The 8078-nt window shown below is 67.6% G+C and carries 7 protein-coding genes and 1 pseudogene; 6 read left to right on the top strand and 2 right to left on the bottom strand.

Translation table 11 applies throughout. The features are described from left to right. The 3 genes and pseudogenes from ENN83_RS14625 to ENN83_RS14615 all read left to right on the top strand — a co-directional run. Positions 1–202: pseudogene (locus ENN83_RS14625) on the top strand (beta-hydroxydecanoyl-ACP dehydratase); the annotation flags it as partial. A 22-nt stretch (positions 203–224) separates the two neighbouring features. Next, entirely contained in the window at positions 225–1454 is a 1230-nt protein-coding gene (fabB, locus tag ENN83_RS14620; RefSeq protein WP_287188197.1) for a beta-ketoacyl-ACP synthase I, read from the top strand. Positions 1455–1460: 6 nt separating this feature from the next. Then, positions 1461–2249: an enoyl-ACP reductase FabI gene (locus tag ENN83_RS14615; RefSeq protein WP_287188194.1), complete on the top strand. Its 789-nt coding sequence runs from the start codon at positions 1461–1463 to the stop codon at positions 2247–2249. A gap of 118 nt (positions 2250–2367) precedes the next feature. Here the strand turns inward: ENN83_RS14615 and gltX are convergent, their stop codons facing one another. After that, entirely contained in the window at positions 2368–3687 is a 1320-nt protein-coding gene (gltX, locus tag ENN83_RS14610; RefSeq protein WP_287188192.1) for a glutamate--tRNA ligase, read from the bottom strand. 81 nt (positions 3688–3768) lie between these two features. Here gltX and ENN83_RS14605 point away from each other — a divergent pair, with 81 nt between their 5' ends. From ENN83_RS14605 to ENN83_RS14595, 3 genes are all read left to right on the top strand, one after another. Next, a complete protein-coding gene (locus ENN83_RS14605; RefSeq protein ID WP_287188189.1) occupies positions 3769–4179 on the top strand; it encodes a metallopeptidase family protein in 411 nt (136 codons plus the stop codon). A 119-nt stretch (positions 4180–4298) separates the two neighbouring features. After that, the gene (locus ENN83_RS14600; RefSeq protein WP_287188186.1) at positions 4299–5225 is read left to right on the top strand and encodes an MBL fold metallo-hydrolase; all 927 of its coding nucleotides are present in this window, start codon (positions 4299–4301) and stop codon (positions 5223–5225) included. Between the two features lie 80 nt (positions 5226–5305). Beyond that, the gene (locus ENN83_RS14595) at positions 5306–6256 is read left to right on the top strand and encodes a 1-phosphofructokinase family hexose kinase (RefSeq protein WP_287188183.1); all 951 of its coding nucleotides are present in this window, start codon (positions 5306–5308) and stop codon (positions 6254–6256) included. A gap of 20 nt (positions 6257–6276) precedes the next feature. Here ENN83_RS14595 and ENN83_RS14590 read toward each other — a convergent pair whose 3' ends face one another. Beyond that, positions 6277–7935: an NAD+ synthase gene (locus ENN83_RS14590; protein WP_287188180.1), complete on the bottom strand. Its 1659-nt coding sequence runs from the start codon at positions 7933–7935 to the stop codon at positions 6277–6279. Positions 7936–8078 lie beyond the last annotated feature (143 nt).

Below are 8078 nucleotides of genomic sequence, written 5' to 3'. Positions count from 1 at the left end.
GGGCTATGCGCTGGGGGTGGGCGAGGTGAAACTGACCGGAATGGTCCGGCCCGACCGCAAGATGCTGACCTATTTCGTGGATTTCACCAAGGCCGTGCAGACCCGCCGCCTGACCATGGGTGTGGCCGATGGCCGGGTCGAAGCCGATGGCGAAACGATCTATCATGTCAAGGACATGAAGGTCGCCCTTTCGGAAAGCTGAGTCGCGAAAGAAGGAGAGCGCCATGCGCCGCGTCGTCATCACGGGGCTGGGTATCGTCTCGCCCATCGGGAACAATGCCGCCGAAGTCGAGGCCAGCCTGCGCGCCGGCCGGTCCGGCATCCGCTTCGAGCCGGTCTATGCCGAGAACGGATTTCGCAGCCAGGTCGCGGGCATCCCGCAGATCGACCTGGAGGCGCTGATCGACAAGCGCAACCTGCGCTTCATGGGGGCGGGCGCGGCCTACAACTTCATTGCGATGGAGCAGGCCATCGCAGATGCGGGGCTGGAGCCGGGCGATGTCTCGAACGCGCGGACGGGGCTGATCATGGGCTCGGGCGGGCCGTCCACCTCGAACTTCTTCACCGCGCACCAGATCGTCAAGGAAAAGGGCAGCCCCAAGCGGATGGGCCCCTTCATGGTGACGCGCTGCATGTCGTCGACGAACTCGGCCTGCCTGGCGACACCGTTCCGGATCAAGGGCGTGAACTACTCGATCACGTCCGCCTGTTCGACATCCGCCCATTGCATCGGCAACGGCACCGAACTGATCCAGATGGGCAAGCAGGACATCGTCTTCGCCGGTGGCGGCGAAGAGGTGGACTGGACGCTGTCCTGCCTGTTCGACGCGATGAACGCGATGTCGTCGAAATACAACGACGCGCCCGAAACCGCCTCGCGCGCCTTCGACGCCACCCGCGACGGCTTCGTGATCGCGGGCGGCGGCGGAACGGTCGTGCTGGAGGAACTGGAGCACGCCCGGGCGCGCGGCGCGAAGATCTATGCCGAGGTCACGGGCTATGGCGCGACGTCCGATGGCTATGACATGGTGGCACCGTCCGGCGAGGGCGGCGAGCGGTCGATGCGGCTGGCGCTGTCCACGCTGCCCGAGGGCCGCAAGGTCGACTACATCAACGCGCATGGCACCTCGACGGTGGCGGGCGACGTGACCGAGGTGAAGGCGGTGCGCGCCGTTTTCGGCGAGGATGCGATGCCCCCCATCGCCTCGACCAAGTCGCTGACCGGCCATTCGCTGGGGGCAACCGGCGTGCATGAGGCGATCTATTCGCTGATCATGATGGAAAAGGGCTTCATCGCGGCCTCGGCCAATATCACCGAGCTGGACCCGGAAATCCGCGAAGGCGAGATCGTGACCGAGTTGCGCGAAGGGGTCGAGATCGACAGCGTTTTGTCCAACAGCTTCGGCTTCGGCGGCACGAACGCGACCCTGGTTTTCAGCAAGTTTCACGGATGACGCCCCATGCCTGAGCTGATGAAGGGAAAACGCGGCCTCGTGATGGGCGTCGCCAACGGCCGCTCGATCGCTTGGGGCATCGCCAAGGCGCTGGCCGACGAAGGCGCGGAACTGGCGTTTTCCCACCAGGGCGAGGCCTTCGGCAGGCGGGTCGAACCGCTGGCCGCCAGCGTCGGGTCGTCGTTCCTTGTGGACGTGGATGTCACCGACGACGCCTCGCTGGAGCACGCCTTTCAGCGGCTGAAGGACGAATGGGGCAGGCTCGATTTCGTGATCCACGCCATCGCCTATTCCGACAAGACGGAACTGACGGGGCGCTTCATCAACACCACGCGCGAGAACTTCAAGAATTCTCTTGCGATTTCATGCTATTCGCTGATCGACGTGGCGCGGCGCGCGCAGCCCTTGATGCCGAACGGCGGCACGATCCTGACGCTGACCTACCAGGGCTCGAACCGGGTCACGCCGTTCTACAACGTGATGGGTGTGGCCAAGGCGGCTTTGGAATCGGCGGTTCGGTATCTGGCTTCGGATTTGGGGGCAGAGGGGATACGGGTGAATGCGATCAGCCCGGGGCCGATGAAGACGCTGGCGGGGGCGGCGATAGCGGGGGGGCGCAAGACCTATCGGCATACCGGGATGAATGCGCCGCTCGGGACCAATGCGACGCTGGAATGTATAGGCGGAACAGCGGTTTACCTGGCTTCGGATTTCGGGGCCTGCACCACGGGCGAGATCATCACCGTGGATGGAGGCTATCACGTCCTGGGCATGCCGCGCTTCGAGAATATCTGAGGCGGCGCCCGGAAACGGCCCGGATCCGAAATCGGAATTCCATATGATTTCCATATGAATTCCATATGACTTTTTTCGCTCGGGACCGGGGCGGGGTCGCGATGGCTGGTCGACCGCCTCAGCCCGGTTTCTTCTGCAGAAGCGGCATCAGGTCGGCCATTTCGGGGCCGCTGCTGCGGCCCGTGACGGCCTTGCGCAGCGGCAGGAAGAGGCCCCTGCCCTTGCGGCCGGTCTTGTCCTTGACCGCGGCGGTCCAGCTGGCCCAGGTCGTCGCGTCATAGGGCGGCTGCTCCAGCAGCGCCAGCGCCTCGGCCACGAAATCGCGGTCTTCGTCATCCACCTGCGGCGCGGCGCCGTCGCGGCAGAGGGTCCACCATTCGGCGATCCCGGCGCGGGTCTCGATGTTCTCGCGGATCACCGACCAGAAGCCTTCGGCCAGCGCCTCCGGCACGCCCAGCGCCGCAAGCTCGTCCTGCACCGCCGCAAGCGGCAGAGCGTGCAGGAGGCGCGCGGTCAGCGGAAAGAGGTCGGCCGGGTTGAAGCTGGTCGGCGCGGCGCCGAACTGGCCGAGATCGAAGCCCGCGGCCAGTTCCTCGATGCTGGCGGCCAGTTCCACCGGCTGCGAGGAGCCGAGCCGAGCCATCAGCGACAGGAGCGCCATGGGTTCCACCCCCTGCGCGCGCAGGTCGCGCAGCGACAGGGTGCCGAAGCGTTTCGACAGCGCCTCGCCCTGCGCGCCGGTCAGCAGCGAATGGTGGGCGAAGGCAGGCGCCGTTCCGCCCAGCGCCTGGATGATCTGGATCTGGGTCGCGGTATTGGTCACATGGTCCGAGCCGCGCACGATATGGGTGACGCCCATCTCGATATCGTCCACCACCGAGGCCAGCGTATAGAGCACCTGCCCGTCGCCGCGGATCAGCACCGGGTCGGACACGCTGGCCGCGTCGATGGAAATCTCGCCGAGGATGCCGTCGGTCCACTCGATCCGCGTCTGGTCGAGCAGAAACCGCCAGTGGCCGGGGCGTTCGGCGCGCAGCCGGGCGCGATCCTCGTCCGTGAGCGAAAGTGCCGCGCGGTCATAGACGGGCGGCTTGCCCATGTTCAGCAGCTTCTTGCGCTTGAGATCCAGTTCGGTCGGCGTCTCGAAACATTCGTAGAAACGCCCCGCCGCGCGCAACTGATCGGCCGCCGCATGATAGCGGTCCAGCCGGGCGGATTGGCGTTCCAGCCGGTCCCAGCCGAGGCCCAGCCAGTCGAGATCCTGCATGATCCCGTCGGCATATTCCTGCGTCGAGCGTTCGGCATCGGTGTCGTCCAGCCGCAGGATGAACTGCCCGCCGGTCTTGCGCGCGATGAGGAAGTTGAACAGCGCCGTGCGCAGGTTGCCCACATGCAGGAAACCGGTGGGCGAAGGGGCAAAGCGGGTGACGGTGGTCATGGGCATTCTCCTGGGACGCCGTCGCTCTTTCACAGAAGCGGGGTTTTGTCCATATGAGGGACAGCGAGAGAGGACCGCCCCATGACCGAGCTGCGCGTGCTGACCACCCCGCCGAGCCTGGACGAGATCGCCGCGCTGGCGCATGAGGCGCGCGAGGCCCTGCCCGAACCGTTTCGCGGCCCGGCGCTGGCGGTGGCGATCCGGGTCGAGGATTTCGCCCCCGAGGACATCCTGGCCGAGATGGAGATCGACGATCCGTTCGAGTTGACCGGCCTCTATGACGGGATCCCGCTGACCGAGAAATCGGTGATGGACCAGCCCGACCGGCCCGACACGATCTGGCTGTTCCGTCGGCCGATCCTGGATGAATGGGTGGAGCGCGAGGATGTGGACCTGCCCGCGCTGGTCGCGCATGTGCTGGTGCATGAATTCGCCCACCATTTCGGCTGGTCCGACGACGACATCGCCGCGATCGACCGCTGGTGGGAGTGAGCGCACAGGCCCTGTGCGAGGCGCGGGCGGGCGGGGATGCGCCTCTTGCGGGGTGTTGACGTGGCAAATGGCGGCGGTCCAGCTATCCTGTGGGCGGGAAAATCCAGGGAGAGGATGCCATGACCGAGATGAGATTGAGCCGCCGTCAGGCGCTGATGGCCGGCGCATCCCTGCCGCTGGCCGCCGCGACCGCCGGAACCGCGCGCGCCGCAGCGCCGATGCCGGGTGCGGCCATGCCGCAATTCCACCGCTTCCGGCTCGGCGGGTTCGAGGTCACGACTCTGCTGGCGGGGACGCGGACGGTCGAGGATCCGCAGACGATCTTCGGCCTGAATGCCAGCCCCGAAGACTTCGCCGCGGCATCGGCGGCGAACATGATCCCCGCGGACAGGACGCAGTTCTTCTTCACCCCCACGGTGGTCAATACCGGGTCCGAACTGGTCCTGTTCGACACCGGCCTGAACCCCGAAGGAATCACCGGCGTTCTGGCGGCGGCGAGCTATTCCGCGGATCAGATCGACAAGGTGGTGATCACCCACATGCATGGCGATCATATCGGCGGGCTGTCGGGCGAGGCGGGCGAGACCTTCGCCAATGCGGCCTATTATACCGGCCAGGTCGAGTTCGACGCCTGGGAGATGGCGGGCGACGAGACGTTCGAGGCCAGGGTGCGGCCGCTGGCCGAGAGGATGACTTTCCTGGACGATGGCGGGGCGGTCGCCTCGGGTGTGACGGCGATGGCGGCCTTCGGGCATACGCCGGGGCACATGGCCTACATGCTGGAAAGCGACGGGCGGCAACTGGTGATCGCGGCGGATTTCGCCAATCACCATGTCTGGTCGCTGGGCTATCCCGACTGGGAGGTGCGGTTCGACCGCGACAAGGAAGCGGCGGCGGCGACGCGGCGGCGGATGCTGGGGATGATGGCGGCGGATGGCGTGCCGTTCATCGGCTATCACATGCCCTTCCCCGGCTTCGGTTTCGTCGAGGCGCGCAGCGAGGGGTTCCGCTATGTGCCCGCAAGTTATCAGATGATGCCGGGCTGATCGGCGCGGAAACGGGCTTGGCCTCGGCGGGCGGGGGTGGCACTCTCGCCCCGGACTTGCCAATGGGGGGGCCGTGCCCGATGCCGGACATCCTGACCGTCACGCTGAACCCGACCGTGGATATCTCGACCGCGGTCGATCATGTCGTGCCGGGCGAAAAGCTGCGCTGCGCCCCGCCGGTCACCGATCCGGGCGGGGGCGGGATCAACGTGGCCCGCGCGATCCGGCTGCTGGGCGGCGAAAGCCGGGCGCTGGTGGCGCTGGGCGGGCATAACGGCGACAAGCTGCGCTGCCTGCTGGAGGGCGAGGGGATCCGCCTGATCCCGTTGCAGGCGCCGGGCGAGACGCGGTTGAGCCTTGCGGTGATGGAGGAGGCGACGGGGCGGCAGTTCCGCTTCGTGCTGCCGGGGCCGGAATGGAACGCGGCGGGGCTGAAGGCGGTGCTGGCGGCGATCACGACGGCGGTGCCGGAGGGCGGGCATGTGGTGCTGTCGGGCAGCGTGCCGGACGGGTTGCCGGACGACATCGCGGGGTGCATCGGGGCGAAGCTGGCGGCGCGGGGCGCACGGCTGATCGTGGACACGTCGGGGCCGGCGCTGGCGCGGCTGGCCGAGGGGGCGGAGGTGCCGCCTTTCCTGCTGCGGATGGATCAGGGCGAGGCGCGGGCCTTGTCGGGGCTGGCGCTGGACAGCCGCGCCGAGAAAGCGGACTTTGCGGCCGGGCTGGTGGCGCGCGGCGTCGCGTCCGTGGTGGTGGTCGGACGTGGCGCGGACGGGTCGGTGCTGGCCGCCGAGGGGGTGCGGCTGCATGCGGTGACGCCGCCGGTGCCGGTCCGCTCCAAGGTGGGGGCGGGCGACAGTTTCCTGGGCGCCTTTGTCCTGTCGCTAAGCCGGGGCGAGGATCTGGCGACCGCGCTGCGCTGGGGCGTGGCGGCGGCAAGTGCGGCGGTGATGACCGATGCGACGAGGCTGTGCACCCGCGAGGACACCGAGGCGCTTTTCGCGCGCTGCGCGGTGACGACCACGCCCTGAGTGGCCGGGCGCGGCCTGCCTCAGGTCGGGTCGCGCCAGCGGTTGACGATGGGATAGCGGCGGTCCAGCCAGAACGCGCGGGGCGTCAGGCGGGCGCCCGGAGCGGCCTGGAAGCGCTTGTATTCGCTGAGACAGACCAGCCGCTCGACCTTCTTCACCATCTCGCGGTCAAGCCCATCGGCCACCAGTTCGCCCACCGATTTCTCGTCGTCGATGAGCCCCTGAAGGATGCGGTCCAGCACCGGATAGGGCGGCAGGCTGTCCTCGTCCTTCTGGTCCGCGCGCAACTCGGCCGAGGGCGGCTTGTCGATCACGCGGGGCGGAATCACCTCGCCCGCCGGGCCCTGCATCCAGTCGCGGTGATTGGCGTTGCGCCAGCGGCAGGTCTCGAAGACGCGTGTCTTGTAGAGATCCTTGATCGGGTTGTAGCCCCCCGCCATGTCGCCATAGATCGTGGCATAGCCCACCGCCACCTCGGACTTGTTGCCGGTGGTCAGCAGCATCTCGCCGAACTTGTTGCTGAGCGCCATCAGGATCAGCCCACGCAGGCGGGACTGGATGTTTTCCTCGGTGATGTCGGGGGCTGTGCCCGCGAACAGCGGCGCCAGCGCCCGGGTGACGGCGGCGCGGGGCCCGTCGATCGGCACCTCGTCCAGCGGGCAGCCCAGCGCGCGGGCCACCGCGGCGGCATCCTCCAGCGAGGCGGGGGAGGTGTATTCCGAGGGCAGCATCACGCAGCGCACATTCGCCGGGCCGATGGCATCGGCGGCAATCGCGGCGACCAGCGCGGAATCGATGCCGCCCGACAGCCCCAGCAGGACGCGGGAAAACCCGCTTTTAGCGAGGTAATCGCCCAGCGCCACGACCATCGCGCGGTAATCCTGTTCCCACGCGTCGGGATGAACCGCGCGCGCCCCGGTTTGGGCCCGCCAGCCCTGCGCGGTGCGGGTGAAACCGACATGGATCATGGCCTCGTCGAAGACGGAGGCCTGCATGGCCAGTTCCCCGCCCGGGTTCAGCACGAAGGAGCCGCCGTCGAACACCTGATCGTCCTGCCCGCCGACGAGGTTGAGATAGACCAGCGGCAGCCCGGTCTCGACCACGCGGGCGACCATGTGCGACAGCCGCAGGTCGGCCTTGCCCCGGTGATAGGGCGAGCCGTTGGGCACCAGCAGGATTTCGGCCCCCGTCTCGGCCAGCGCCTCGGCCACATCCTCGAACCAGGCATCCTCGCAGATCGGCGTGCCGATGCGGACCGGGCCGACCGTGTAGGGGCCGTTGATCGGGCCGCTGTCATAGACGCGCTTTTCGTCGAACACGCCGCCATCGGGCAGGTGATGCTTGAAGATCCGCGCGGTGACCGCGCCGTTCTGGCAGATGTAATAGGCATTGTAGAGATGCCCATGCGCGGCAAAGGGCGCCCCGATTCCCAGCGCGGGGCCCTGCGCGCAATCGCGGGCCAGCGCGTCCACATGGGCCATGGCATCGGCGGTGAAGGCCGGTTTCAGCACCAGATCCTGCACCTGATAGCCGGTCAGGAACATCTCAGGCAGCGCGACCATGTCGGCGCCCGCGCGGCGGCCCTGTTCCCAGGCGGCGCGGGCCTTTGCGGCATTCTCGGCCAGCGCCCCGGTGGTGGGGTTCAGCTGGGCCAGTGTCAGGCGAAAGTTCTCGGCCATGGGCAGTCCCTCGATGCACGCCCGTCACTTAGCAGACTGACGCGCAAGTGAAAGCCGACATCTGGCAAAAACCGTTGTAAGCCACGCCTCGCTCAATTACGGTTTGCGCGCTTTCACAGGATCGGGGCAGAGGGGGCTTTGGT

It is taken from the genome of Rhodovulum sp., assembly GCF_011048875.1.
Classification (GTDB): domain Bacteria; phylum Pseudomonadota; class Alphaproteobacteria; order Rhodobacterales; family Rhodobacteraceae; genus Rhodovulum; species Rhodovulum tesquicola.
This window is presented reverse-complemented; position numbering and strand designations above follow the sequence as displayed.

Coding starts and splice junctions, on each gene's coding strand:
- fabB (WP_287188197.1), top strand. CDS start 225: ATGCGCCGCGTCGTCATCACGGGGCTGGGTATCGTCTCGCCCATCGGG.
- ENN83_RS14615 (WP_287188194.1), top strand. CDS start 1,461: ATGCCTGAGCTGATGAAGGGAAAACGCGGCCTCGTGATGGGCGTCGCC.
- gltX (WP_287188192.1), bottom strand. CDS start 3,687: ATGACCACCGTCACCCGCTTTGCCCCTTCGCCCACCGGTTTCCTGCAT.
- ENN83_RS14605 (WP_287188189.1), top strand. CDS start 3,769: ATGACCGAGCTGCGCGTGCTGACCACCCCGCCGAGCCTGGACGAGATC.
- ENN83_RS14600 (WP_287188186.1), top strand. CDS start 4,299: ATGACCGAGATGAGATTGAGCCGCCGTCAGGCGCTGATGGCCGGCGCA.
- ENN83_RS14595 (WP_287188183.1), top strand. CDS start 5,306: ATGCCGGACATCCTGACCGTCACGCTGAACCCGACCGTGGATATCTCG.
- ENN83_RS14590 (WP_287188180.1), bottom strand. CDS start 7,935: ATGGCCGAGAACTTTCGCCTGACACTGGCCCAGCTGAACCCCACCACC.